This window comes from Thermoproteota archaeon, from assembly GCA_030130125.1.
Taxonomy (GTDB): Archaea; Korarchaeota; Korarchaeia; order Korarchaeales; family Korarchaeaceae; genus Korarchaeum.
The window spans coordinates 1-25,699 of record JARZZM010000046.1 but is presented as its reverse complement, the minus strand read 5'-3'; the positions used below and the strand labels follow the sequence as shown (position 1 = coordinate 25,699).

The following is a 25,699-nucleotide window of genomic DNA, read 5'->3' as shown; positions in this document are numbered from 1 at the left end:
CCACATGAAGGCACCGGCAAGCCAGCCTTTCCCATAAGTCATGTTCCAGTAGGGGTAAGTGAGCCTGAGCAGCGAGGTGAAGGCCATCTCTATGGAGCCGCAGGCCAGTGAGTCGCACTTTATCTTTGGAACCTGAGACAGCGCGTCGTACTCATTTAGCAAACTGCATATCCCCTCCAATCTCTCCTTGACGATGACGTCCGCGTCCATGAAGAGGAGGATGTCGCCGCGGGAGTGCAGATAACCCTGATAGCACGCCCAAGGCTTCCCATTCCACCCGTCAGGCTTTTCTAGAACCTTTATCAGGATGCACCTCTCGTCGCAGTGGTCCACTGCCTCGGAGAAGGTGTTATCTGAGCTGGCATCGTCCACCACCAGAACCTCATCGTCCGGGCCCAACTTATCCACGACCGAGGTCAATGCCTTCCCTATCCTCCCCTCCTCGTTCCTCGCGGGAATTATAACAGAGATCTTGCTGCAGTAAGAGGTCTCATCCGGTCTCGGTAATCTTCTGAAGCCTCTCAAGTTTTCTATGATGTTGTAGAGCATGTAAGCTGATATGATTGCGATGCTGAGATTCAGCAGGAGAGATGCTGCTTCCATATCTACAGCTTCTGCTGCAGGGACCCTTATAATTCATCTCCCAGTCCTGTGATCGATCGCCATGTGGGGCAAGGAAGTGAGGTTATCTAGGATAATGAGGGATGGGAAGATCCTCTGTGTTCCCATGGATCACGGTTTGACCGATGGACCTATAAGAGGTATAGAGAATGTGGAAAAGGCTGTGGAGAGGGTTTCCTCCGGTGGGGCCACGTGCGTCGTCCTTCACAAGGGGATGATAAAGACCCTGAGGAGGGCCCACCTACCAGTGCTGATGCACCTCTCAGCCAGCACATCCCTCGGTCCCGAGCCCAACAGGAAGGTCAGGGTGGGGGATGTCCTAGAGGCGGTCAGGCTCGGTGCTGACGGTGTTAGCGTTCACGTGAACGTTGGAGGGGAGCCTAGTGAACCGGACATGCTCGTCAAGCTGGGGGAAGTGGCGTCGGAGGCGGATGAGCTGGGCATGCCTCTGCTCGCGATGATGTACGCTAGGGGCCCCAATATCAGAGATAAGTACGATCCGAATCTCATCGCCCATGTGGCTAGGGTTGGGGCCGAGTTAGGCGCCGACATCGTCAAGGTTCCCTACACCGGCGATCCTGACACGTTCAAGATCGTCACGGAGGGGGTTAGCATTCCGATCATAATAGCTGGCGGGCCTAAGATGGAGGACGACCTGGATGTGCTGAAAATGGTAGCCGGCGCCATGGAGGCGGGAGCCGCTGGCGTGGCCTTCGGGAGGAACGTGTTCCAGCACGAGAGTCCGGAGAAGATGGTGAGGGCCATAGCCTCAATAATCTTCGAGGGATACGATCCTGAGGAGGCAGCGGTGCACTTGAGATGATGATCGTCACCTCCGTCGGTGGAAGCCCGGAGGAGGCTAGGAAGGAAGCTAAGCGAGCCCTGTCGATGGGAAGCGATATCGTGGAATTCAGAATGGACCTCATCTGGGATTCCCCTCCCGATCTCGAGAGGGTTAGGGATCTGATAGAGGGAATGGAGGGGAGAACTCTGCTCACATGGAGGACTGAGAAGCATGGGGGAAGGGGATCTGAACCCTCCCCCGAGTACCTAGAGTCCCTAGCGAGGATCTCGAGGCTAGTGGATGTGGAGTTCGAGCTCGCTATGAGAGGCCTTAGGGTAGCTAACGCCCTCTACTCCTGGCACGACCCTAGTGGTACGCCAGACATGGATGTCTTGTTGCGGATATCCAATCAGCTTCTCGGTGCCGGCGGGCTGGCCAAAGTGGTTACCTTAGCGAGGGACGAGCTCGAGGCTTACCGCGTCCTGAACCTCTACAAGGGGGTGGATCACCAAGGAAGGCTGGTTGCCTTCTCCATGGGTGAGAGGGCCTCGTTCAGCAGGAGAATGGCTGCTCTCCTAGGATCGCCTCTCATCTACTCTTTCTTAGGAGAAGCAGTTGCACCCGGTCAGCTTACCTTGAGGGAGGCTCTCCTTATCAAGGAATTACTTTCCTGAGGAGGCCGGGCCTGTCCCTCAACTTATCCACGATCTTGGAGGGATTCACCCTTCGTAGCTCCTTCAGAGCCATTACCAAGTATTTATCGACGACATCCGATTTGCTGAGCACCTTGTCCAAGGACAGCTCGATGTCTTCCGGCACGTACCTAGCGTACCACGCCCAGCTCAATAGGAAGAGATCTCGCCGCTCCAAGGAATCTAAGTAAGATGTGCTCCATAGCCCCAGCACGGGATAGACCCACCTCGCTAGAAGCATTCTGCCCCCGCAGTCAAGTCCTCTCAGCGATGAGAACACTTTCTCTGGACAGATCATGGCCAACCTACTCAATACAACGGCTAGAACCGTTCTAACTTCGTCGTCCGATTCACACCAACACTCCTTCACCAGACTGGTGTCCTCCACGCGGGCTCTCCTACCCACAGCATCTCCGAGTGATATTAGCACGTATCTCGGGACGACTCCCCTCGTGGGGGTCCTGCAGTCCGCTGTCAACGCATTGAGTAGGCTCCTGAAAGCATCACACCCCATCCTAATGGATTTGAGGAGCTCTTCGGCGACCTGCTCCGGGTCAGGACAGGGCATTCCTGATCATCCCCACTAACATCCTCACATCCAATTCGCCTAGGGGTGGATGGAAGTTAGAGAGCACCATATCCCCCACATCCCATTTGAGGAGTTCCTTTACTGCTCTAACGATTAATTCCTCGCTGCCTAGCTCGAAAGCTATGCCCGTGGCGATCGTGCTATCTATTTTCGATCTGATCCTAGCTGCTGCCCTCAACCAGCTCATATAGTCCGTGAGGTCGCCCCTAGGATGTATGTCGAGCGGGTGTATGAGGTCCCATATTCTCCCAATCTCTCTGAAGTAGGATCCGTAGTTCCCGTCAGCGTGCAAGAAGGCTGCAGCGCCAACGGACCTTATCTCCTCAGCCAAGAACTCGTGTGAGCTCAGATAAACTTCCTCAATGTACCAACTTGGCAGTAGAGGCCCCTCATAGGAGGCACAGTCATCTGCCACCAGCACGAAGTCTGGAACGGGATTTAAGGATCTGATGAGGCTTAGGACATTACCTAGGGCATTTTCGTGGATTCTCTTGAGTGCATCCCTCTCCCATACCGATAACCTAGCTAGGGTCCCCAGCCCCATCTTCCTCAGGAGGAGCTCCGTGGGACCGGTTACGGAGACGCCCCACCTCTTATCGATGAGGGGGCCCTTGGACAGAACATAATCCCCCAGCTTCCCCAGACTTTCATCCACTCCTACGAGGAAGATCTCGGGGGGATCAGCCGCCATACCTCATCAGCTGCCTCCTCAGGTTCTTGGCCTCCCTCATCAGGATCTCTATCTGCCAAGGATCGAAGACCGGTTGCTCTAGGAGGAAAAGTATGTCCTCCAAGATCGATCTGAGGTAATTCAGATCTGGTTGGATCCTCTCCCTCAGACCGGACATATCTATGCCCGGAGGGTAATCTTTGAGCAGCCTGCAGAGGGTGATTTTATCCACCACCGATCCCAGCTCGACCACCTTCCCGCGCCTAAGCAGACCTATATCGATGCCGTAAGCGACGAGAGCTCCCCTGCTGTCCCTGCTCCCGAGCAAAGCAGGAGAGAGGAATATCGAATCCACGCCAAGGGAGTTGGCCTCGTCCCCCAAGATGTTCATATCGTCCCAACTCAGGGGCCCCAGAAAAAGGATGACCCTCAACCTCCCTCCTTTCTCCCTGATACTGGATTCTAGGACCTCCACTCTCTCCCTGCTGATAGGAGTGGCCACTATTGCGACGACGTCGGAGAGGTCCCTGAGATCGTCTAAAAGTGGTATGTCCAGTCCCATCTTCCTTACCAGACTCTCAGCAGCCACTATCCTGCCGAACCTCTGGAGGGTGAATCTGCCCACTATCCTCTTGAGAAGGGAAGAGTTCTCCGAAAGGAGGACTTCGAGCGATTCACCCGCTATGTGCGGATGAGATATGTACCTCAGGATGTAGGGAGTCTCCAATAGGTACACGTTAAAGTCAGGAATCATCACTTTCATTAGCCTAGTGAGTCGTCCATCCAGCCCCTCAACCTTCACCTGATGAGTTAGATCCGTTCTTATGCCGTACTCATCCCTGAGCACGTTCAAGTCAAGTATAGCGCCTCCTATATCTATCTTGGGTTCTCTAGCCTCCAAACCTCCTCTTCCTCCTTTGATAGTCTCTTATCGCCCTTAAGATATCTATCTTCCTCAACTCCGGTAGATAGACCTCGCAGAAGTACAGCTCTGAATAGGCGGATTGCCACAGTAGGAAGTTGCTCAGCCTCTCCTCTCCTGATGTCCTGATTATGAGGTCCGGGTCGGGAAGATCCGGGGCATAGAGGTGGGACCTTATGACATTCTCATCTATTTCCTCCGGTCCAAGCTTACCCTCCGCCACTTCTCTGGCTATCTTCCTGACGGCATCCACTATCTCCGCTCTACCACCGTAGGCCACCGCTAGATTCAGGGTCTTACTTCCGAAGTCATTGGTCATGGTCTCCAGCTCCTCAGCGAGTTCCCTGATGCGGTTGGGGAGAAGCTCCCTCTTCCCCACTATCCTGAATCTCACCCCATTCCTCCTCAATTCCTCCTTTCTCTCCATGAGATCCCTCAGCTTCTCCTCTATAACCTTGAAAACGGCCTCCACTTGTTCCTTGGGTCTGGAGAAGTTCTCAGTTGAGAAGGCGTAGAGTGTGACGTGGTCAACTCCCAGCTCAAGTAACCAGTCGAGTAATTCCTCAGTTCTGCTAGCCCCCATCCTGTAGGCGTTCAGGTAATCGAGTCCGAGTTTCTGAGCGAACCTCCTATTTCCATCAAGTATGAGGGCTACATGCTTGGGAATTTCCCCTTCCCTCACCTTCGACTCCAAGTATCTCTTGTAGAGGGGCATCTCCAGCATGCTAGCCAATCTGTAGAGTAGGTCTAGCAGCCCCAATCGAGGCACCTTTCTCAACCCTTTATTACTCTCCGGAATTTAAACTATTGATAGTTGTATGGAATGCGATGCGGCGGTGGGGATACTCCTCAAAGGCTGCAAGGTCCTGATGATTAGGAGGAAACCCGATCCTAGGGATCCGTTCTCATGGAATGTCAGCTTTCCGGGAGGAAGTGTGGAGCCAAAGGATGAGAGCTGCCTGAATACAGCCATTAGGGAGGTGAGGGAAGAAGTCGATCTCTCACTGGATCCCAAGTCCCTGACGGCGAGGATGCCCGTGATATCTCCTTTGAGCAGAAGGATGCGGGTCGTACCCTTCGTCTTTAGGGTGGGCGAGGTTAGCCCTAAGGTGGGGGAGGAAGTTGAGGGCCTCTTCTGGATGGATCTAAGGGATATGAGAGAAGGTTTCGCTTTCATCCCCGGGAGGAATATCCTAGTCAGGGCCATCTCCTGCTGCGGTTATGTTGTCTGGGGTATGTCCTATAGGCTTCTCAAACTCTTGGCAACTGTGGTGAGGTGCGATGATCGTATCCTATAGTCACGAAGAGCCGATCAATCTAGACAAATTAATTACTTATCATGACCCTATTCCCGGGGAGCCTGTTGCTGGATGAGATGGACCGGAAGATCTTAGAGATGTTAATTAAGGATGCGAGAACTCCCTACACTGAAATTGCGAAGAAATTGAACGTTAGCGAGGCGACCATCAGGAAGAGAGTCAGCAAGCTGATTAAGAGCGGTGTGATAAAGAGGTTCACGGTCGAGATTGGCGAATCTGGAATGAAGGCAATAGTTCTCGTGAAAGTGAGGCCTGGACACAACATTCCTGAGATCGCTAAGACCATCTCCGATCTAGGAGATGTCGTCAAGGCATGTGAAGTGACCGGGGAGTATGATATAGCTGTGGAGATAGCTAGTCCCGACACCGTCAGCCTCAATCAGACGATCGAGAGGATCAGGGGCATGAAGGGGGTCAGTGGGACCCTTAGTATGATAGTGCTCGCAGTTTGGTGATACTTTTCCCTTTCGATTGATCCTGTTACCTTCCTTTACGAGATAGTCCCTCCTAGTGTGATGAAGCTTCAGTGTAATTTGGTTCCGTTCCTCCTGATATTTATAGTGCTCTTCCTTGCTTCTATCCGGAGAAGGGCGCTCGCGTTGGATGATCGCAGTATAGATATAACCAGAATCTCCCTGAGCAGACTCCCCCAAGCGGCCAGGCCGGGTGAGATCATCGTAAAATTCTGGTTTGATTTAACGACGAGCGATCCTCAGAACACTCAACCAGGCGTGGAGGCCTCTGGAAACAACATAGATGTTCTTTCCAAGATGATCTCTATGAGTACAAGGAGCTGGAGCATCAGGATTTACATGCACGCAGAAGCCAAGGAGCGGGTTAGCCCCACCATAAAAGTGACCTGCAGGATTAATGGAGCCGCTGACACTGACAGCAAGAATATGGGGAGCTCTCACGTCGTGTACACACCCCCCTCTTGGTCTCCATCCATAACCCCTAGGGAGATCAGCAAGAGGGATGAGATCCTCCTAGAGGTGGATGGATTGAACGATTTGGACGATGATATGGGCGAGTTATCCGTCACTGCCATTTCTAGGAAGGACTCCACGGTGGGAGCGCTAGGTGAGCCATCCCTCGTGGGCTTCACCCTACCAACGCAGGTCTACAGAGGGGATGTGCTCAGGATGGTTGTTTCCGAGAATGATGGAGGTTCCTTGACGGGTGTCCTAACAGCTTTCGGGAGGGAGTACGCGCTGGAAGGAAGAAAGAACATGACAGAGGTTCCTAGGGACGTCGATGCTGATCAGCACCCGATAAAGGCTACAGTGGAGGATGTGGATGGGAGCAACTCCGGTAGTTGGACCTTAGAGATCTTGAATGTACCTTCTCAGGTTGAGATATCGCCGGACAGGGACGAGGTAGAACTCTTCAGACCTTCATATCATGTTTTGAGGAGGGAGCGCTCAGGATCCCGGGATGTAGAACTGGTGGTCGCGATAATGGCCGTTTCTCTAGTTGAGATTCTGGTAATCAGGAGGGGGATATCTTGAGATTCACCAAACTCCTTCCTCTCCTATTATTGATTTTGGGCGCCTTTCTCCTAGTCTACGGTCTAATCCCTAGGGAGAACTTAGTGGGAGACCTAGTGTTGGAGAATGGGACCTATGAGATAGTCAAGTGCCAAGGCACGATGATCCTTCAAGCCAATGGAAGCTTATGCATGGACCTTAGGGATATGAGGTTAAGGGAGATATCGAGAGGGAGCTCCGTTAACGAGCTGGTTTCATTCCCATTGCTGGAAGTAAGAGGAAGCAGGCTTGAGCTGGCAGTGAGTAATTATGACGCCGTATGGAGGAGGAGTTACGACTTCTCTGACGGTGGATCCCTAATACCGGTGGAAATGGGTGAATGGAACCTTTCAGCATCCTCCGATGGGCAAATTACACTGTACGAGATAGAAAGTTACAATGAAGTTAGAGGAGAATTGATCAAGAGTGATGGCTCTATAAGGGTCACGTGCGGCAGCATCAGCGATAGAACGTATCTGGTCCTCTACAACCCCTCCCAAGAGCCCCTAAGGGTGCGTGTGCTCACTGACCACGATATCGACATTTACTCCCTCTCCATATCGATCGGACTCGTTCTAGCGGCTCTCCTTATGAGGAGGTATTCCCATGCTATTGGGAGTGGGAGAGGAGCGTTCACTGGAGCTGGCCTCTATCCTCATAGCTAGGTGCGGCAAGCACGCCCTAAAAGCATCTCTCGGCATGAAACTGGGTTTCCCCCAAAGGATACTCAGGAGGAAATGCAGACCCATTGAAGTTGTAGGACAGCCCATATCTTGGGATATACCCTTCCTTGGAGGATCGCTCGAGATTAGGGGCAGGAAGGCCATGGCTCATCCGCTAACATCACGTACCGGTAGGCAAGTGGCTTCCATAATCCTTTCCATGATGGTGAAGGGTATCTACTCCCGTGACTACAGATCCCAAGGAGATCTGATATGGAAGTCCCTCCAGCACAGAGTGGACAGGGCTAATGAGATCTTGAGGGAATTGAATTTGGAAGATGAGGAATTGGCACTGGAGTCTTCCGTTAGATCCACGAAGCTTTGGCCATTTCTGGCCATAGCCATGACTCCAGATGTCACCGAGGTATACGCTCACTTCAATGGCCCTCTGTACTTGGACCATGTAGAGCTGGGTAGGATTGTAGTGGAGAACTACTTGATGGACCAAGAAGAGGTGAGCAGGCTGATGACATTCGTGGAGGCTGATGTGAACGCTGGTGTGGACTTCAGCTCTCCTCTCAACGAAGTCGATCTGACATTGGGCGAGTACCACTTCAGGATGGCCTTGGACTTCCCTCCAGCATCGATGGGGGCTGTGGATGTGAGGAATCTGAGCGCCATGTCGCGGCTGAGCTTACCTCGTCTCATTTCTCTGGGATCCCTGACCTGGTACGAGGCGGCCCTCATGCTGGACTCTCTGGACAGGGGCGATCCAGTATTGATCTTCGGCAGGACGGGGGTCGGTAAGACTACGCTATCCAACGCCTTGCTCGCGAGCCTTCCTAGGCACTGGAGGATAGTGAGCGTCGAGGAGGTGAGGGAGATAGAGGACTTCACGAGGTACGGGATGCATCACACTCCATATGAGATAACATCTAGCAAGCTGGATTTCATCAAGTTCCTCCTCCACAGGAATCCGGACCTGGTGTTTCTGGGAGAAATTTTGGGAAGGGAGCATGCCGAGGCCCTAGATCTCACCTCCTTCAGTGGATTGAAGGTGATGGCGACCACCCACGCTAAGGATTATCGGGGTCTTATCCAGAAATGGTCCTCTTGGGGAGTGAGCCTTCCTGAAGGGACCTTGGCGGTGAGGATGGAGGATAAGAGGGTCGTTGAGATGAGGCGCTGGGTAGATGGGGGGTGGGATGATCCCGGGAGTCCATCGACCGAGTGGTTAATGCATGTGAAGAGGCTGGAGGGCGCCGAGACCAATGAAGAGGTTTATAGGAGGATTAAGGGACTACTTGAGGAGAGCTGACTTGGTGCAGAGGCTGGTCTTGGGTTGGAGCGCCTCTCCCGCCCTAGGACTTAGGGCCATCTCGGCCTATGAGGAGGTGGCTGTGGAGGGTGAGAGGGCCGGCATTGCACTAGCTAGGAAGATTGATGAGGCTGGATCCCTACTGTCTGGGATTGAGGAGGGTGGGGATAAGGATGAATCGCTCAAGTCCTCACTCACTCTTATTTCCCATCTCTTGGAAGCAGATGCTCAAGCGCGAGAGAGGTGGATGTATCTCTCCCTGACCTTGGGGATGGCCCTCTCAGTGGGAATAGCGGTAGCCCTCTCGTTGGGAGGGATTAGGATAGGGCCCTTTCACCTCATCCCCCTAGCCTTGGTGTACCCATTGATCCCAGGGCTTTCCCTTGAAATGCTATCTGACGACCCGGCAGCGGCGGACTACATAGCATCGACCCTAGAGAGGGGCGGTGGTAGGATTTACGCCCTGAGGCACCTAGGTCTCTATGAACCCCTCGTATTGGATGTTGATCTCATTGATGTGGAGCTCCCTCCTTGGGCGAATGTACTGCGGGAGATGTCCGATAGGAGGACCTTAGCTAGGGTGATGAGGAGGACCTCCACCATGTTGAGGGAATTCAAGCGCATAACATCGGCTTGGAGGGCTCGCATGAGGTCTATGAAGGCGATGTCCCTAGTTATCTCCTCCGCCACCGGTCTGTCTAACGTGGTCCTAATGAGGGTCGTCACCTCTCCCCTGCTGTATCCGATGCGGATCCCCACAGATCTACCTCTGACCCTTCTATTGACCGGGCTGATCTCCGCGCTAACCTCCGCCAAGCCCTTGGGCGCCTCCATCGAGTCGGGAGTTGCTTATCTGTCCGCCTTCTCACTCGCATACGCACTGATTCCCACGTAAAGGTTAAATTCCTAGCATTTAAGACGCTGGTGAATGAAAGCAGCTGTCGATGGCATTCACATGGTCAACTTCAAGTCGTTTCGGAGGGCTACGATACCTTTACCCACTGGTCTAGTGGCCATCACAGGCCCCAATGGCTCGGGTAAAAGTAACATACTGGACGCCATAGCCTTCGTTATGGGGTGGAGGGCTAGGAGGCTTAGGGCTTCCAAGATAGAGAACCTAGTCAGGAAGGGGTCTAACGCGGCGCAGGTCAGCCTATTCATAAGGAATTCCTCTGAGAAGATAAGCTTGAGCAGGGAGATCAGACCCAATGGAGAGAGCGTCTACAGGGTGAACGGAAGGAGGAGAAGCGCCACGGATGTCATGGATCTGCTCGCGGATATGGGTTTCGTGGTCGACAGGTACACGTTCGTGACTCAGGGGGACATCACTTCCATAGTGGAAATGTCTCCCAAGGAGAGGGCCAAGCTCTTGGAGGAGATAAGCGGGGTGGCTGAGTACGATGAGAAGAAGGGGAAGGCCTTGGAAGAGCTGAGAGAGGTCAATCAGTCCCTGAGAGAGATGGAGGTGCTGATGAAGGAGAGGGAAAAGGAGTTGAGGAGAGCTGAGAGGGAAGTAAAGGCTCTTCAGGAGAGGAACGAGTTGGAGGAGAGGTTAAGGAGAGTGAAGAAGTACCTGCTGATGGTCCAACTCGAGGAGATCCAGGAGAAACTGGAATCCCTGGACAAAGCACATTTGGAGGAGGATTTCTCCGATATAGATTCCCTGAGGACCCAGCTCGAGGAGAGGGAGAGGGAACTTAGAAGAATTGAGGATCTAGTGAAGGACTCTCCCCTCAGGAGGAGGAAGCAGATAGAGGCGGAATTGAGAGCCCTGTCTCACCAAATAGAGACGTTGGAGAGGGCTTTAGAGGCCCAGAGAGATGCCTTAAACGCCCTAGCGAGGGTGAGAGATGTACCGGAGGTCATCAGGGATGATCCCTCCTTTCTCGGCGTCGTATCTCAGCTGATAACTCCGATGGAGGGCTATGAAATCCCCTACCTGGCTGTTGGAGGAGGTAGGTTGGGAGACATCGTCGTCAAAGATCTAGAGGGGGCCAAGAGGATAGCTAAGGCCTTGAGGAACGTCAAAGGTCGATTCAGGATAATTCCTTTGGACGTCATCAGGGTGAGAGACCCACTAGAGGTAGAGGGCACCTTGGGTCCACTTTACCGCTACCTCCGATACGATGGGAAGTTTGAGACCGTCGCCAAATTGGTCTTCAGCGCGATCCTCGTGGAGGACTTGGATGCCATCACCAGGGATCTCATTGGCAGGGCGAGATTCGTGACACTGAGGGGAGAGATCGTGGAGAGGGAGGGAAGCCTCCTAGCTGGGAAGCCGGAGAGGGACATTGAGAGGATCAACAAGCTGAGGGAGGAGGTGGAGAGGATCGAAGAGGAGTTGAAGAACCTCAAAAAGGATGCTGCCAGTAAGAGGGAGGAGCTAGAGGGTCTACCTAAGGAAGATCCCAATCTGGAGGCCCTTGAGGCCCTCAGAAAAGAGGTGTCCATGCTTAGGAGGGCCTATCAGGAAGTTCTCAACAGGAGACAGATGCATCTCTCCAAGCTGGAGGAGATAAGCGAGGAGAAGGGTAGGCTCAAGGAGAAAATGAAGGTAATTGAATCCGAGTTGATGAAATTAGCGCAAGTGGAACCTCTCTCTGTCCCCGATCCGTTCTCCGAAGTCGCCTCCATACAAACTAGGCTGAGGCTCATGGGACCTGTGAATCCCAAGGCTCGAGAGGAGTACGAGATTCGAAAGAGGGCTTTCGATGAAATTAGGGCGAAGTACCGGGAGTTCGCCGAGAGAAAAAGGGAAATAGAGGAGCTTATCGAGAGACTTGACAGAGAAAGGGAAGGTATTATAGAAGAGACGCTTCGGAGGTTGTCGGAGGCTTTCGATGAACAGATAAAGCTGCTCTTCGAGGGAGGTGGTGGGGAGCTCAAGCTCACGGAGAGGGGACTTGAGATGAGGGTAAGCCTCCCTAACAAGAAGCCGGTCACCATAGATTCCCTTTCCGGAGGGGAGAAATCTCTCAGCGCTTTGGCATTCATTCTCGCAGCCCAAAAGCTCAGACCTTCCTCCCTCTACGTGTTCGATGAGGCTGACGCTATGCTGGATGGTGTGAACTGTAAGAGGTACGCTAGGGCTCTCAAGGAACTGTCTAAAAGGGCTCAAGTCATAGCGATCTCCCTGAAGAAGGAGACGCTGGAGGAGGCCGATCATCTGATAGGGGTGACCATGAGGAACGGTGAGTCGAAGATCGTGGCTGTAACGAAGGAGGCTGCTTCATGAGGCCAGAAGAAGTCTGGAAGGAGTTTATAGAGACGAGAGACATAGCTAGGGCGGGCAGGAGGATCTTCCGCCTTGCTAGGGAGCTCAGGGAGGATGTGATAGGGTACCTCAGGCCACCCGAGGAGAGCGCCTCGAGAATTTACAGACCGAGAAGGTTGGAGAGGGGAGTGATAGTGCAGAGAACTTGGAGGACTCCTAAGAGGTATCCCATCAGGGGGGAAATACTCGACGCCTTCAGATGGGTCGAGAAGAAGATAAGAAGAATGGCCAGTTCCCTTAACCTCTCCCTGATCACGAGGTGGGATTTAGTTAGTGAAATCAAAAAGTTGAAGGAGAAGATAATCTACCTGAGGAGAAGGGGTAGGGGGGTGGTCCCCCTAAGGGAGCTTGTTAACTCCTCAGAGGAGTTAGGTCCAACGCTCATAGCGTTGCTCTTCATGGAGAAGGGAGGAGAAGTGGAGCTCGTTCAGGAGAGGCCCTTCGATGAGATCTACGTGGTGCTGTCAAATGAGAGGACCTGAATCGTGGGAGAGGGCGAAGAGGTTACTGGAGGCGGCTCTATTCGCATCAGGGGATGTGATAACGGAGGGCGAGATAAAGAGGCTGACGGGCCTGTCCGGACCGGCTGTTGAGAAGGCTATCGCGGAGATCAACGAGGAACTGGAGGATCATCCGTTCTGGGTGGAGAGAGTGGAGGGAGGTTGGATAATGGTCCTCAAGAGGGAATACGAGGAACATATGGCTCATCTCTTCCCTCAGAGACTGCTCTCCAAATCTGAAATGAGGACCTTGGCTCTGATAGCCGCCAACGAACCGGTGAGCCTGAGCGAGGTGGTGCGCGTCAGGGGGAGGAATGCTAGAGATCACTTGAGGAGGCTCATCCAGCTGGGCCTGATAAGAGAGATTAAGGAAGGCAGGAAGAGGACCTACCGCACCACTAAAAAGTTCTCCCTCCTCTTCAGGCTGGAGAGGTCGGATGAGGGTGGAGGTAAGCGGGCTGCTGGAGACTGAGGTGGCTGGCCTCAAGCTGAGGAATCCACTGATCCTTGCATCCGGCGTGTTGGGAAATGCAGCTTCACTGCTCAGGAGGGCGGAGGAGGCAGGTGCTGGTGCCGTGACGACCAAGACCATCCTGCCTGAGCCTACAAAGGGTTACTATAATCCCGTGGTCGTCGAGCTCCCTTTTGGGTTGATTAACGCTATGGGACTTCCGAATCCCGGAGTTGATGAGTTCGAGAGGGAGCTGAGGGAGGCCAAGTCCTACCTGACCATTCCCGTCATCGCGAGCGCAGGTGGGGGGAGTCCCGAGGAGGTAGCTCATGTCGCTGGGAGGCTCCAAGATGCTGGGGCCGATGCGATAGAGATAAACGCCTCCTGCCCTCACGTTAGGGAGCACGGATTGGAAATAGGTTCCTCTCCAGAGCTCATTGAGGAGCTGGTGAGTGAAGTCAGGGGAAGTGTGAGGATTCCCCTCTTGGTGAAGCTCACTCCCATGGTTCCGGACATAGCTTCCCTCGCCAAGGCGGCCATCGATGCCGGGGCCAATGGGCTCACCGCCATCAATACCGTGAAGGCCATGTACATAGATGTGGAGGCCATGTCCCCAGTGCTCTCCAACGGGGTGGGGGGCCTGAGCGGGCCGGCGATAAGGCCCATCGCGGTTCGAGCTGTGTACGAGATATCTCACTTGGGGGATGTGATAGGTACCGGAGGGGTTGAAACTTGGAGGGATGCAGTCGAGATGTTGCTGGCGGGTGCGAAGGCCGTGGGAGTGGGTACCGCTGTGATGGCTAAGGGATTGGAGGTCTTCAGTGAGATAAGTAAAGGCCTCTTATCATACCTCAGCAGGAAGGGGATGACGGTCAGGGAGCTCATCGGGAGGGGACGCGATTGCTGAGCTTTAGATTGATCGCGTTCGACAGCATGGGAGCCAGGAGCATGGCCACGGTCGTGGAGACCAAGGATGTGAAGATCTTCATAGACCCCAGCGTGGCCCTCGCTCCTAGGAGGTTCGGCCTACCCCCTCACGACAGGGAAGTGGAGAGGATGTATGAGCTATCTAAGGTCATCGAGGAAGAGGCGTTGGATTCTGATGTCATCATAGTTACCCACTACCACTACGACCACTTCGATCTGGGTCACAAGGTCCCCCTGAAGGTGTACGAGGAGAAGGATGTGCTGATCAAACATCCTAAAGAGAACATCAACAGGAGTCAGCGGGTGGGGAGAGCCCCTCTCTTCCTCAAGAGCATAGAGGGGCTCCCCAACAGAATAGAGTTCGCTGATGGGAAGGAGTTCAGGTTCGGATCCACATCCATCCGGTTCTCCAGGGCGGTTCCCCACGGCACCAACACCAGGTTGGGGTATGTTATAGAGGTCCTCGTGGAGAGCGGGGGCGAGAGGTTCCTCTTCTCCTCTGACGTGGAGGGTCCCTCCTTGGATGAGCAGGTGAGGTTCATAGAGGAGGCCGATCCCCACATCGCCGTGATCGATGGGCCGATGACCTACATGCTCGGCTTCAGGTACTCTAGGGAAAGCCTCAGAGTTTCGGAGGAGAACCTGAGGAGGATATTGGACCTCCCATCCTTGGAGCTACTGGTGCTGGACCACCACTTCTGCAGAGAGCTAGAGTTCAGGGAGAGAGTGCCATCGATATCCAACATGTTTAAGACAGCGGCGGAGGCCTCGGGCAGGAGGAACGAATTACTAGAGGCTATGAGAAGGGAGCTATACGGGAGGTAAGCAGGTGATCGATCCCGCTAGTATAGTGGAGGAAGCAATCACCAGCAGTGAGAGGAGACTAATAACGATCTCCGGAGAGGATTCCCTAGAGAGGGCCTCGGAGATAGCTAAGGAGTGGCTCTCCAGGCGCAGTGGGGGGAGAATACTCCTAGCTACCCACAGGGGCATCGGCGCCGAGAGGGTGGATCTGGATGAGGGGAACCTCACCTCCATAGATTTCGATCAGACGGGCGACATCTTGGGGGGTACTTGGGACGTCCTGATAGCCGACTTCTCTAGGCAGTTCCGTGCCAACGACTTGGGGAGACTGGTAGAGGTAGTTAGGGGAGGAGGGCTCGTGCTGTTCGCCATCCCCCCAGCTGATGAATGGCTCTCCATCCTGACGGAGTTCCAGAAGAGGTTCATCGTTCCTCCCTTCGAGGAGAGAGGTGTGAGGCAGCTCTTCAAGGCGAGATTCCTCTCCTTCCTGGGGAGACCCGGTACCTTCTTGCTAGGTGAGGAGGAGCGGGGACGGCTCGTTGGTAAGGTCTCTCAGGACAGGAAACCTCCGGAGACAACGGGCGATCCCATGATGGACCTTTGCGCAACCCTAGACCAGCAGAGGGTTCTCTCCTCCTTGATACGGGCCGTCAATGAGAGGAAGAGGGCGTTCATACTGACAGCCAACAGGGGAAGGGGCAAGTCTGCCGTTATAGGGATCGCGCTCGCCTACATACTCACGAAGACGAAGATCAAGAGGGCAGTGGTGACTTCCCCGAATCTGGAGGGTATCCAGACGCTCTTTGAGTTCCTGATGAAGGGCTTGGACAACTTGGGGGTCAAGTACGAGCCCCTGATCAGAAACGGGCATATCATAGATGTGAAGTTCGGGGGACGAAACGTCTTCTTCCTCACCCCTGACAGCGCCGCCGAGGTCTCAGTCAAGTTGAAGGTAGTGGACGAGGCCGCTGCCATTCCCATATCTACCCTCTTCAGGGTCCTCCACACCAGCAGGTTCGCTGTCTTCTCGAGCACGGTGCACGGTTACGAGGGGGCTGGGAGGGGCTTCACCCTGAGATTCCTCAAGAGAGTGAGGAACTCCAATCTGCCGTACGCGGAAGAGAGGATGGAGGAGCCCATAAGGTACCCACCTGGCGATCCGGTCGAGACGTGGCTATACGACTTCCTCCTCCTCAACGCGGAGCCAGGCGATCCTCCAAGTGGTTCCCCCGAGGAAGCCATTTACGAAGGATTGGATCTGTCGAAGGTAAGTGAGGACTTCCTCCGGAAGTTCTACGGGATTTACGTGCTGGCCCACTACAGGAACAGGCCCAACGACCTCGCGACACTCTTGGACGCTCCTCATCACTTCGCTCGGGTCCTCAAGCTTGGAGGAGAACCCGTCGTCAGCCTACACATAGCGGAGGAGGGTGGCCTGCCCAACAGCGTCTTGGAGGAGATGGTGAGGGGTCAGAGGGATATACCGGGCCACATGATCCCATCTAGGGTGGTGCTTCACTACGACTTCAAGTCCTTCGGCAGGTTGAGGGGCTGGAGGGTCGTGAGGATAGCCACCCATCCGGACCTCCAAGGGATGGGGTTCGGGACCCGGGCCCTAGAGGAGGTGGAATCGGAGGCTGAGATCAAGGGGATCGACTGGGTGGGGGCTGGCTTCGGAGCCACCGACGATTTGCTGAGGTTCTGGATGAGGAACGGCTACATGCCCATCCACATAAGTCCTAGAAGGAACCCCGTCACAGGAGAGTACAGTGTACTGGTGGTTAAGCCTCTGAGCGGGAAGGCGAAGAACCTGCTTGGAGAGGTTGTTAAGGAGTTCAAGAGGCGCCTGCTCAACAGCCTCCACGACGTTTACTTCCCCCTCAATCCTCTAGTTGCAAGGCACCTCCTCAAAATCCCGATAAGGTCTGGAAAGTTAAAGCTCAGCCATCCTCAGAGGAGCAGGCTTCTCGGCTTCGTGAAGGGGACTTACATATACGAGTTGGCGTCTGATGCGATATACGAGGTGGCCAAGTACTATTTCTGGCTCGGGAAGGAATGTTTGACCCCGCTGGAGGATTCAGTGCTCATCGCCAAGGTGCTTCAGGGGAAAGGATGGGAGATGGTCAAATCGAGGTTCGGCCTGAAGGTGGATCCCTACGAGCTGTTCAGGGAGCTGGTTAGGAACCTTCTAACCTGTCTGAATGGCCTTAGCGACCAGACTTAGGTGAGTACATGGGGGAATGAACTTCTCCATCCTCCTTATATCCCCGTATATCGAGTCGACTCCCCAACCGGATCTCTTGAGTATCTCAGCCAGCTCAGTGGGTGTGTAGACCCTCATCTCCGTATTCACTTCGAGCTCCTTGGTCAGGTTGCCCTCCCCGTCATCCCTCAGGATGATCCACTTGGACGTCAATCTCGACCACAGTGGGTCGAACTTCCTCTCCTCCATTAGGACTAGGGATCCATACCTCTGGAATATCCTGTTACAGTACCTCCAGTCCGGGGTCTCCCTGTGAAGGGTGTTCGCTATTATCAGGATGGCTCCGTCCTTCACCAGAGATCGGAGCTTCCTCAGTATCTCCTCGTCGGTAGTGCCATCGTAGTAGCCAAGAGAAGTGGAAACTATTATGACGGCGTCGAACTCCTCGCCCTTCAGTACCTCGTCGATCATTCTGGCATCGGAAACGACGAACTTGGTCCTCTCGGAGACCCTGTATCTCTCAGCCTTCTGCTTAGCGTCCTCTATGAAGGGGAGGGAGATATCAACCCCCACAACCTCGTAACCCTCCATGGCTAGGGGGATGGCCACCCTTCCGTTACCACAGAAGGCATCTAGGACCTTTCCGGAGTCCAAGCCGTTCTCCCTGAGGATTCTGGCTATTGACTTCGCTATCTGCTCTCCCTCAGACCAGGTCCCATTCATGACCTCGATGTAGAGATCGGCCCTCTCCACGAAGACTCTCTGTACCCAGCTCAGTCTGGCCACCCACCTTATTGGGAGCATGAAGCTAATAAATGGTTAAGGGGAGAGGTCCACCTCCCTACCCAGCCCCAACTCCTCAGCCCTCTTGTACACGAAGAACGCGGCCGCCACATCCAGTGCTGAGGTCCCTACCGATTTGTACAAGGTTATCTCATTAGATGATGCTCTCCCGATCTTCAAGCCTAACAGCACCTCACCCAGTTCCCCGACCACCCTGCTCCTCGGGATCAGTCCTCTCTCCAAGGGTATCTTGAGGTCACCAGCCTGGAGGGCGTCGGCCGTATCGACGACGATCCTATCGAAGGAGGTTATCGCCGTATCGTCAAGCTCCCTAGCGTCAGGCGTGTACGCGCCGACCGCGCAGACATGGGTGCCCCTAGCCAAGTCCCTACCGAGCAATACCGGCTTCTTCGACGTGGTGACCGTGGCTATTATGTCCGCATGCCTGTTCTCAGTGACAACTTTCGCGTCCAGCCCTCTCCTCCTCAACCAGTCCGCTAGGGACTCGGCTCTCGCCCTGTCGACATCCCTCACGAATACTCTTTTGATGGGCCTCACCTCCGGTATGAGGCGTGAGTGGGACCTGCCTTGGGTCCCAGCTCCGATGATCAGGAGCGTCTCTGAATCCTCCCTCGCCATCACCTCAGCGGAGAGGGCGCTGGCGCCTCCGGTCCTGTACTCCGTGATCACGGTCCCATCCATCAGGGAGAGAGGGGTTCCCGTCTCCGCATCTATCAGCAGGACGGAAGCTGGCACTGTGGGCAACCCTTTGCTCGGATTCTCGGGGAAGAAGCCGACTATCTTCACCGCCACCGCGCCCAACTCCTCGGAGTACGCTGGCATAAAGCCTATCCATCCCCTAGGAAGATTGGTGGACGGCCTAGAGGGATACCATCCCTTGCCCGAGGATTTCTCAACGAGAGCTCTCTTGAGAGTGTTCAGAAAACCCATGATGTCGCTCTCTATAGCTTCCCTCACATCATCAGGTCGCAGGAGGAGCATGGAAGACCCCCGATTTTAGGGCCGTCTCACTTATCCCGGTTCCCCTTCCGGTAGCGATTTAATCTTTGAACATATAATATTGCAATGGTGTTTAGATGCCGTTGCCCTACAACAAGTTTGTCAGCGTTGAGGAGGCCCTCTCCCACGTCCCGGATGGATCGGTGGTGGCTATATCCGGTTTCAACATGGCCACAACTCCGGAATACCTGATAATGAAGTTGTGGGAGAGATACAGGGACACGGGCCATCCCAAGGACCTCTTCATAATATCTGACACGCTCCCGGCCACCCCCAACAGGGCCCTCGACTTCGTGGCCAAGAGGGTTTACGAGGAGGAGGGTCAGGAGTTCATCAGGGGGATGCTTCTCCCGTTCACCGGATGGGCACCGTATGTTCAGAAGTTGGCCATGGAGAACAGGGTAGAGCTCTATTCATGGTCCATAGGGATGGCCGCCTACTGGTTCAGGGAGGTGGCCTCGGGTAGGCCAGGTCTCCTGACTTCCATAGGCAGAGGGACCTTCCTCGATCCTAGGCAGGACGGTGGTGCGATGAATGATCTAGCCCGGGAGAGAAGGACCTGCCGCGTTTCCCTCATAGAGATAGATGGTGAGGAGTACCTGTTCTACGAAGCTCCAAAGCCTAACGTTTCCATGATCAGGGGAACTACGGCTGATGAGATGGGAAACATAACAATGGAGAAGGAGGGCATATTTGGGACCGTGCTGGCCATCGCTCAAGCTGCGAAGGCCCAGCCGAATCCGGGGATAGTGATCGCTCAGGTGGAGAGGGAGGCGAGGTTCGGCTCCCTGAACCCGAAGGATGTCCACGTACCGGGACCCCTAGTTGACTTCTTGGTCGTGGCTCCTCCCCAGTACCACTGGCAGAGCGGGACCATCATGTACGACCCCCGAATAAGCGGGACCATCATTCCACCGATAACCCCCAATCTGCTTCCAAAGATGGAGCTGAACGAGAGAAAGGTCGTCGCGAGGAGGATAGCTTTGGAGATGGTGAAGCTCGTGAACGAGAAGGGTGGTCCGATCCTCGTGAACCTAGGTATAGGGATCCCGGCCATGGTCACCAACGTCGCTGCCGAGGAGGGGATCTCAGATTACATCGTGACTACTATAGAGTCCGGACCGTGGGGCGGGCTGGCCCTGATGGGGGAGGACTTCGGTGTCTCCATAGGTCCCTTCGCCATAATACCGATGCCGGACATGTTCACCAACTACGAGGGCGGGATAATAGACGCCGCCTCTCTGGGATTCATGCAGATAGACAAGGAGGGAAACGTCAACCCGTCCATGCTCCCAAACAGAATGCCCGGCCCGGGTGGTTTTCCAGTTATAGCTGCCGGATCCCCGAGGGTTTTCTTCGGTGGAGGATTCACGGCCGGCAAGAAGAAGCTGAAGGTCGGGGAAGGGAAGCTTCTCATAGAGATGGACGGGAATGTGATCAAATTCGTTGATAACGTTTACAAGATAGTCTTCAACGGGAAGGTCGCTCTGGAGGAGGGCAAGGAGGTACTCTACATAACGGAGAGAGCGGTGTTCAGGCTGACTGACGAAGGGCTGGTGCTAGAGGAGGTGGCTCCAGGCGTTGACTTGGATAGGGATCTGCTATCCAAGATGGAGTTCAAACCGGTAATAGCAGACGATCTCAGGGAGATGGATCCGAGGATATTCAGGGAGGGTAAGATGGGGCTGAAAGACGAGATAAAAAGGGGGTGAGTGGATAAGGTTAGGGGAGCTTCCTCTTCAGCACTGGCGGGGGAGCTTCCCTTATCAACCTAGCATCGAAGCCTCTCCTTTTAAGCTCCTTGAGCAGCTCCTCTCTGCCAGTGTATATTGGTACGCCCTCCCTGTCCGCTAGACCCAGAGCGGCTGAAAGCTCCTCATCAGCTCCCCTCACGACTATCTTTCTCTTAGGGGCTTTCTCGACCTTTATAGCCCTGTCAACTATGAGCTTCTCTATGGAAGACATGAGAACTTGGTCCTTGCTCAGCTTATTGAAGGTCTCCATGGGTATCAATATCTCGTGGTCTTGGACTAGGTCATCGAGCACACCTCTCCTCACCGCCCACTTCAGCGCCTCGTAATCCATAACTATCCTCCTGGCCCTTTCCCTCCTTCTCACCGCCAGCAGGAAGGGGATCAGTGCCAAGGGAATTAGTATTATCCACCACGGGATCGATGGGAGAGATGGTAGCTCTATGCTGAATGTAGGTGGCGGAGCGACCCCTCTCTGGGCGAGACTGAACTCCACCTCCACCTTGACGCTCTTCCCGTATTTGGGTAGAGAGATCAGCACACTCCCACTGGAGGACTCCTCGTCAGCTGGTGATACATCGAAGGTTATGGTGGCCGTGCCGCCCTTTGAAACAGAGATCTGCCACTCCAGCACATTCCCCCTCACCCTAGGGGGTGAGGATACTCCCCCTATTCTGGAGCTTCCCTGCACGTATCTGAGCGATGGGTCTAGGTTCGCCAGTATCTTGACGGACCTCGCTCCAGTTGGGCTTGATACAGTTACCCTTATGCGGCTGTTACCTCCAAAGTTGCTGGCGGATGCCCTAAGGTCGACCACCTCAGGCGGGGGGGCGGGTGGTTTCGGCGGGGCGGGTTTCGACTTGGGCTTCACTGATATCAGCACGCTATCGGATGAGGAGTCGGCCCTAGCTACCACGTTGAAGCTGCCGGACGTAGCCAGCAATTCAGCCCTGAAGCTGACCTCGACGGCCTTACCCGGATCCAAGGTCCCAATCTCCCACTTTAGCCTGTTATTCTCATTATCTGGCTCCCTTCGGAGACCTCCGACCATGGAGGTGCCTTTCACGTAGTCCAAGCCGCTTGTGAGGTCTACTGTGAGGGAGAGATCCTTGGATGGACCATCTCCTATGTTGCTCACCCTAGCTACGAATGTGATAGGCGTCCCTGTCTCAGCTGATGTCGGTGTGGCCATCAGCTCGACCACCACCAAGGGAGGACTGGTTACCCCAGCCACTCCAGATACCCCGTTTTCGTCCCCGCTCTGCGAAGTGGGGATACTCCCTCTGGATCCTGACCCGGAGCTGTGCTGTCCTCCATAAGATGATGAGATTCCTTGAGATCCCAATGACACTAAGACTATCGGGGGGCTGGTCAGCCTGTAATTATGCGTCTCCTCCTCACTAGTCTGGGGGGCTTGGTCCTCTACGCCGTTGTTCGTGGGTATCCAGCCGCACGGTGGTGGAGTTCTCCTACGGGTCGATCCTCTGGTGTTCCCACCACTCTCAGGAGGTGGTGGGGGCGGCGGATCCCTCACAAGCACGGAGACAGATGCCATGAAGGAGTCGTTGACGTACACTTTGTTCTCCTTGGTGCCGTACGTTGTTGCTACGAGGGAATACATCACCCTCGCTGCTTGGCCTGGATTCAGGGTGATATTGTACTTCAAATGTCTGCCCTCGATCACTGGACCGTCCGCGGTTAGGTTGAATGAGAAGAACCCGTTTACGTAATCCATCCCAGATGGAAGCAGGTCCTCCACCATCAGGAGGGCCGGCATGCCGCCCAAATTGGTAAGGGTCACCGTGTAGTTGACGGTCTCGTTCACATCCACCAGATCGGGCTGGGCCTCCTTGGTGACCTCTATTATGGCTGGGTTTATCACATTGACCTCATCAGTGTCGTTCCCCTCTCCGTAATCTCCATAGAAGACCACTAAGTTTTCCAAGGTCGTGCCGGCCGGGGCGTCGATCGAGGCGTTAAACCTTATGACGACCTCCGAGTCGGCTGGCACATCCACCAACCAGCTCAGATTTCTGCCCTCTATTTCCGGCTCCACCATGTTGCCATCGACCCTCGCGGTTCCGTTGATGTATTCCATGCCCTCCGGCAGCACATCAGTTACCGTGACGTTGTACGCAGTTCCATTGCCGTAATTCCTGATCAGGAGTAGGACTTCCGCAGTAGAATTGGGCGTCACCGTGGAAGGGTTGACGGACTTGGAGATGGTCAGGTTCGTCGCCACAGCTGGCGCCTCGTATACCGGACCGAACTCTGAAGTCCCGTGAGGGAGCAGCGTAGTTAGAGCGGTCAGATTTATGGGCTTGGAGGCCAGCTCGGTGGGTAGATCTATCCATCCCATGAATTCACCGTTCTCCGCCACCAGAGTGCCTAAGTACCTAAAGCCCTCCCCGTATCCGCTGGGATCCCCGTCAGACTGATAGATCTCCACAGCGGCACCGTCGAAGTTAGAATTGGCACTATCTGATCCCTCCACATTTATGTAACCCCTCACTATGAGCTTGCTCCCGTAAACAGCAGCCCAAGAGAGGACGGGATAGTCAACTAGGTCGTTGGGACCTGTGGACAGCGAACCGTCGTTCAACGTCACGAAGTCGCCACCCAAATCTATGCCCAAGAGGGTGTTGTTGTAGGACGAGATCTTAGTAATCACATTACCGCGGGATGAGTTACCTTCCACTACTACACCCGTGTACGAATTGTCGTGTATTGATGTACCATTGATCACGTTGCCGGACGATCCGGAGAGGCCGGAAAGCAGCACACCCCATCTACATCCACTTATCTCCCCTCTGATCTCGTTATCGTTCCCATCTTGGATCCACACTCCGTACATGCTACCCGAGATCCCCGCATCTATCTCGTTACCCTCGCTCGCCTCCACGTAGATACCGGCTATAGTATTATTCTCTATCGTGGAATTCGTCAGAGAATTCCCGTTGGAGTGTGATACCACGGCCACTCCGTAAACGTTTCCTCCAATGCTCATTCCGGTGAACCTATTGTTCTCTGACCTCAGGTAGACATAGATACCGTAACCGTCGCTTCCGGAAGCCGTGTTGTTTACCGCTGCAACGTCGGAGAATGCGTTACCATCAGAATCTTCCAAGTAGATTCCGTACCATCCGTTCCTACCGGAGAACACACTTGAAAATGTGTTGTTGGCCGAGTACTCCAGCAGCATCCCTCCCTCAGAGTTCCCGGTGGTGTTCACCTCTTCCACAGAGGTATCGGATGTGAACAGGAGGAGCAAACCCACCCTATTCCCCTCAGCCGAGGAATTGTGGATTGCTGATATCACCGTTCCCTTCACATTGATCCCCACATTGGTGTTGTTGCCCGCGTCTATCCCGCTGAGGGTGATGTTTGAGCTCGATACGAGGTTGACCCCAAAGTAATTGCCAGTAGCGACTATGTTCCTGATGAGGCTCTCGCTGGATAGCTGGACATGTATTCCCGCCATCTGGGATCCTATGGCACCTACCACGGTGAAATTCTCCACCGTCACATTTCTCACGTTCCACAGCTCTATGGTGTTTTGGGTGGTGTTCAGGGCCTCTATCCTGACCTGAGATGGGTCACCCACTCCCCTGAAAGAGATATCACTCACCGCGATCTTCACATTGTCCCTGTAGGTTCCGGGACAAACTAGTATTGTGTCACCACGAGAGGCTGAGGATAGGGCTTCGCTGGGTAGATCGAAGTACAGATCGCCGGAGACACAGGCCGTCCCGGTATGGACCACTAAGGTTCTTGGAGTGCTCGCCTTCAAACCGTAAGCTGGTAAGAGAAGTAGAAGTATCAACAGCAGCGCGAATTTTACCTTCATGAGGCCTCGCATGGAGGTACCGAAACAGCCATATATTGGGAAGAGGGCGCATGTAATGCGTCGTTAATCTCCTGCCATGAGGAACTAGGTGCTCAGATATGACCACCCTAATACTCACAGAGAAGCCGAGGGTCGCCAAGAGGATAGCTTCTATTCTCTCAAAGAAACCCCAGCAGAAGAAGATCGGTAGACTGACCTACTACACATTCGAGCTCGATGGTGAGGAGTATTTGGTAGTGCCAGCTGCTGGGCACCTGCTGGAGCTCGACTATCCCGAGGGTAAGTGGGTCTATCCGATAATCCTGCCCCCGGAGGAGCTTATCCTGAGAGAGATAGATGGGAAGAGCCAGTTTCTAAGGGTGATAGAGAGGCTGGGGAGGAAGGCAGGTAGGATTATCATCGCCACGGATTTGGACGCTGAGGGGAGCTCCATAGCCCTCGAGATAATGAGGGCCTTGAGATGGGAGAGAGATAAGGAGATCTACAGGATGGAGTTCTCATCCCTTAACGCTCAGGAGATAGAGGGGGCCTTCCGCAATCTCAAACCCTTCGACTATCCCAGAGCCAATGCGGGGTTCGCCAGGAGGGTGTTGGATCTGCAGTGGGGCGCCAATGTCTCGAGGGGGCTCACCCTGAGCACGAGGAAGAGGAGCTGGGTGAGGGTTCTCAGCTCAGGCAGGGTTCAAGGACCCACTCTCTCCCTAATAGTGAAGAGGGAGCGGGAGATTAGGAACTTCGTTCCCAAGAAGTACTACGTCGTGACAGCGCTGATGGAGAGTGGAAAGGGAACGTTTGAGGTCAAGCTGGCGCCTCCTAAGGGTGAGGAGAGGATATGGAATAGGGAGTATGCGGAGAGAGCGGCCGAGGCTATCAGAGGAAGGGTGATCAAAGCCAAGGTCAGGTCTAGAAAGGTCTCGCTCGCTCCTCCCCCTCCCTTCGACGGCACCACTATGCAGATAGAGGTGAGCAGGATAACGGGGCTGACCCCAAAGCAGATAGCAGACAGATCAACCGGAATCGCCCAGCAGTTGTATGA

The 25,699-nt window shown here is 54.4% G+C and carries 24 protein-coding genes; 16 read left to right on the top strand and 8 right to left on the bottom strand.

Features of this window, described 5'->3' with window-relative positions; translation table 11 throughout:
* A partial coding sequence (locus tag QI197_07205; protein ID MDK2373145.1) for a glycosyltransferase family 2 protein occupies positions 1 to 603 on the bottom strand: 603 nt, incomplete at its 3' end.
* A 61-nt stretch (positions 604 to 664) separates the two neighbouring features.
* Here QI197_07205 and QI197_07200 point away from each other — a divergent pair.
* Positions 665 to 1,444, top strand: coding sequence for a 2-amino-3,7-dideoxy-D-threo-hept-6-ulosonate synthase (locus QI197_07200; GenBank protein MDK2373144.1), 780 nt, complete (start codon positions 665 to 667; stop codon positions 1,442 to 1,444).
* Entirely contained in the window at positions 1,441 to 2,079 is a 639-nt protein-coding gene (locus QI197_07195) for a type I 3-dehydroquinate dehydratase (protein ID MDK2373143.1), read from the top strand. The genes QI197_07200 and QI197_07195 overlap by 4 nt, the downstream gene beginning before the upstream one ends.
* Here the strand turns inward: QI197_07195 and QI197_07190 are convergent.
* From QI197_07190 to uppS, 4 genes are read right to left on the bottom strand one after another with little or no spacing between them, the layout of a single operon-like run.
* A complete protein-coding gene (locus QI197_07190; GenBank protein MDK2373142.1) occupies positions 2,060 to 2,665 on the bottom strand; it encodes a hypothetical protein in 606 nt (201 codons plus the stop codon). The genes QI197_07195 and QI197_07190 overlap by 20 nt on opposite strands.
* Positions 2,652 to 3,377 (bottom strand): hypothetical protein, encoded by a 726-nt coding sequence (locus QI197_07185; GenBank protein ID MDK2373141.1) that lies wholly within the window; start codon positions 3,375 to 3,377, stop codon positions 2,652 to 2,654. The genes QI197_07190 and QI197_07185 overlap by 14 nt, the downstream gene beginning before the upstream one ends.
* On the bottom strand, positions 3,367 to 4,257 hold the full coding sequence (locus QI197_07180) for a hypothetical protein (protein MDK2373140.1): 891 nt from the start codon (positions 4,255 to 4,257) through the stop codon (positions 3,367 to 3,369). Before QI197_07180 ends, QI197_07185 begins: the two co-directional genes overlap by 11 nt.
* Positions 4,247 to 5,002: a polyprenyl diphosphate synthase gene (uppS, locus tag QI197_07175; protein MDK2373139.1), complete on the bottom strand. Its 756-nt coding sequence runs from the start codon at positions 5,000 to 5,002 to the stop codon at positions 4,247 to 4,249. The genes QI197_07180 and uppS overlap by 11 nt, the downstream gene beginning before the upstream one ends.
* A 94-nt stretch (positions 5,003 to 5,096) precedes the next feature.
* Here uppS and QI197_07170 point away from each other — a divergent pair, with 94 nt between their 5' ends.
* The 12 genes from QI197_07170 to QI197_07115 all read left to right on the top strand — a co-directional run bounded on the left by QI197_07170 (position 5,097) and on the right by QI197_07115 (position 17,283).
* Positions 5,097 to 5,576 carry an NUDIX domain-containing protein gene (locus QI197_07170; protein ID MDK2373138.1) on the top strand — a complete coding sequence of 160 codons (480 nt, stop codon included), beginning with the start codon at positions 5,097 to 5,099 and terminating at the stop codon, positions 5,574 to 5,576.
* 41 nt (positions 5,577 to 5,617) lie between these two features.
* A complete protein-coding gene (locus tag QI197_07165; GenBank protein ID MDK2373137.1) occupies positions 5,618 to 6,052 on the top strand; it encodes an Lrp/AsnC family transcriptional regulator in 435 nt (144 codons plus the stop codon).
* A gap of 144 nt (positions 6,053 to 6,196) precedes the next feature.
* Entirely contained in the window at positions 6,197 to 7,105 is a 909-nt protein-coding gene (locus QI197_07160; GenBank protein ID MDK2373136.1) for a hypothetical protein, read from the top strand.
* A complete protein-coding gene (locus QI197_07155) occupies positions 7,102 to 7,788 on the top strand; it encodes a hypothetical protein (protein ID MDK2373135.1) in 687 nt (228 codons plus the stop codon). Before QI197_07160 ends, QI197_07155 begins: the two co-directional genes overlap by 4 nt.
* Positions 7,730 to 9,103: an ATPase, T2SS/T4P/T4SS family gene (locus QI197_07150; GenBank protein ID MDK2373134.1), complete on the top strand. Its 1,374-nt coding sequence runs from the start codon at positions 7,730 to 7,732 to the stop codon at positions 9,101 to 9,103. The genes QI197_07155 and QI197_07150 overlap by 59 nt, the downstream gene beginning before the upstream one ends.
* Positions 9,057 to 9,998, top strand: coding sequence for a hypothetical protein (locus tag QI197_07145; GenBank protein ID MDK2373133.1), 942 nt, complete (start codon positions 9,057 to 9,059; stop codon positions 9,996 to 9,998). Before QI197_07150 ends, QI197_07145 begins: the two co-directional genes overlap by 47 nt.
* A gap of 33 nt (positions 9,999 to 10,031) precedes the next feature.
* A complete protein-coding gene (locus QI197_07140; protein ID MDK2373132.1) occupies positions 10,032 to 12,338 on the top strand; it encodes a chromosome segregation SMC family protein in 2,307 nt (768 codons plus the stop codon).
* A complete protein-coding gene (locus QI197_07135) occupies positions 12,335 to 12,859 on the top strand; it encodes a hypothetical protein (protein ID MDK2373131.1) in 525 nt (174 codons plus the stop codon). The genes QI197_07140 and QI197_07135 overlap by 4 nt, the downstream gene beginning before the upstream one ends.
* The gene (locus QI197_07130) at positions 12,846 to 13,349 is read left to right on the top strand and encodes an SMC-Scp complex subunit ScpB (GenBank protein MDK2373130.1); all 504 of its coding nucleotides are present in this window, start codon (positions 12,846 to 12,848) and stop codon (positions 13,347 to 13,349) included. The genes QI197_07135 and QI197_07130 overlap by 14 nt, the downstream gene beginning before the upstream one ends.
* Positions 13,315 to 14,235: a dihydroorotate dehydrogenase gene (locus QI197_07125; GenBank protein MDK2373129.1), complete on the top strand. Its 921-nt coding sequence runs from the start codon at positions 13,315 to 13,317 to the stop codon at positions 14,233 to 14,235. The genes QI197_07130 and QI197_07125 overlap by 35 nt, the downstream gene beginning before the upstream one ends.
* Positions 14,229 to 15,080 carry an MBL fold metallo-hydrolase gene (locus tag QI197_07120; protein ID MDK2373128.1) on the top strand — a complete coding sequence of 284 codons (852 nt, stop codon included), beginning with the start codon at positions 14,229 to 14,231 and terminating at the stop codon, positions 15,078 to 15,080. Before QI197_07125 ends, QI197_07120 begins: the two co-directional genes overlap by 7 nt.
* 4 nt (positions 15,081 to 15,084) lie before the next feature.
* Positions 15,085 to 17,283 carry a GNAT family N-acetyltransferase gene (locus tag QI197_07115; GenBank protein MDK2373127.1) on the top strand — a complete coding sequence of 733 codons (2,199 nt, stop codon included), beginning with the start codon at positions 15,085 to 15,087 and terminating at the stop codon, positions 17,281 to 17,283.
* Here the strand turns inward: QI197_07115 and QI197_07110 are convergent.
* Positions 17,248 to 18,066 (bottom strand): class I SAM-dependent methyltransferase, encoded by an 819-nt coding sequence (locus tag QI197_07110; GenBank protein MDK2373126.1) that lies wholly within the window; start codon positions 18,064 to 18,066, stop codon positions 17,248 to 17,250. The genes QI197_07115 and QI197_07110 overlap by 36 nt on opposite strands.
* A 15-nt stretch (positions 18,067 to 18,081) precedes the next feature.
* Positions 18,082 to 19,047 carry an ornithine cyclodeaminase family protein gene (locus QI197_07105; protein ID MDK2373125.1) on the bottom strand — a complete coding sequence of 322 codons (966 nt, stop codon included), beginning with the start codon at positions 19,045 to 19,047 and terminating at the stop codon, positions 18,082 to 18,084.
* A 95-nt stretch (positions 19,048 to 19,142) separates the two neighbouring features.
* On the opposite strand from QI197_07105, the gene QI197_07100 reads away from it, so the two are divergent.
* On the top strand, positions 19,143 to 20,777 hold the full coding sequence (locus QI197_07100) for an acyl CoA:acetate/3-ketoacid CoA transferase (GenBank protein ID MDK2373124.1): 1,635 nt from the start codon (positions 19,143 to 19,145) through the stop codon (positions 20,775 to 20,777).
* Between the two features lie 10 nt (positions 20,778 to 20,787).
* Here the strand turns inward: QI197_07100 and QI197_07095 are convergent, their stop codons facing one another.
* Positions 20,788 to 24,663, bottom strand: coding sequence for a NosD domain-containing protein (locus tag QI197_07095; protein ID MDK2373123.1), 3,876 nt, complete (start codon positions 24,661 to 24,663; stop codon positions 20,788 to 20,790).
* Positions 24,664 to 24,761: 98 nt separating this feature from the next.
* Here QI197_07095 and QI197_07090 point away from each other — a divergent pair.
* Positions 24,762 to 25,699: DNA topoisomerase (locus QI197_07090; GenBank protein ID MDK2373122.1), on the top strand; the 938-nt coding region annotated here is incomplete at its 3' end.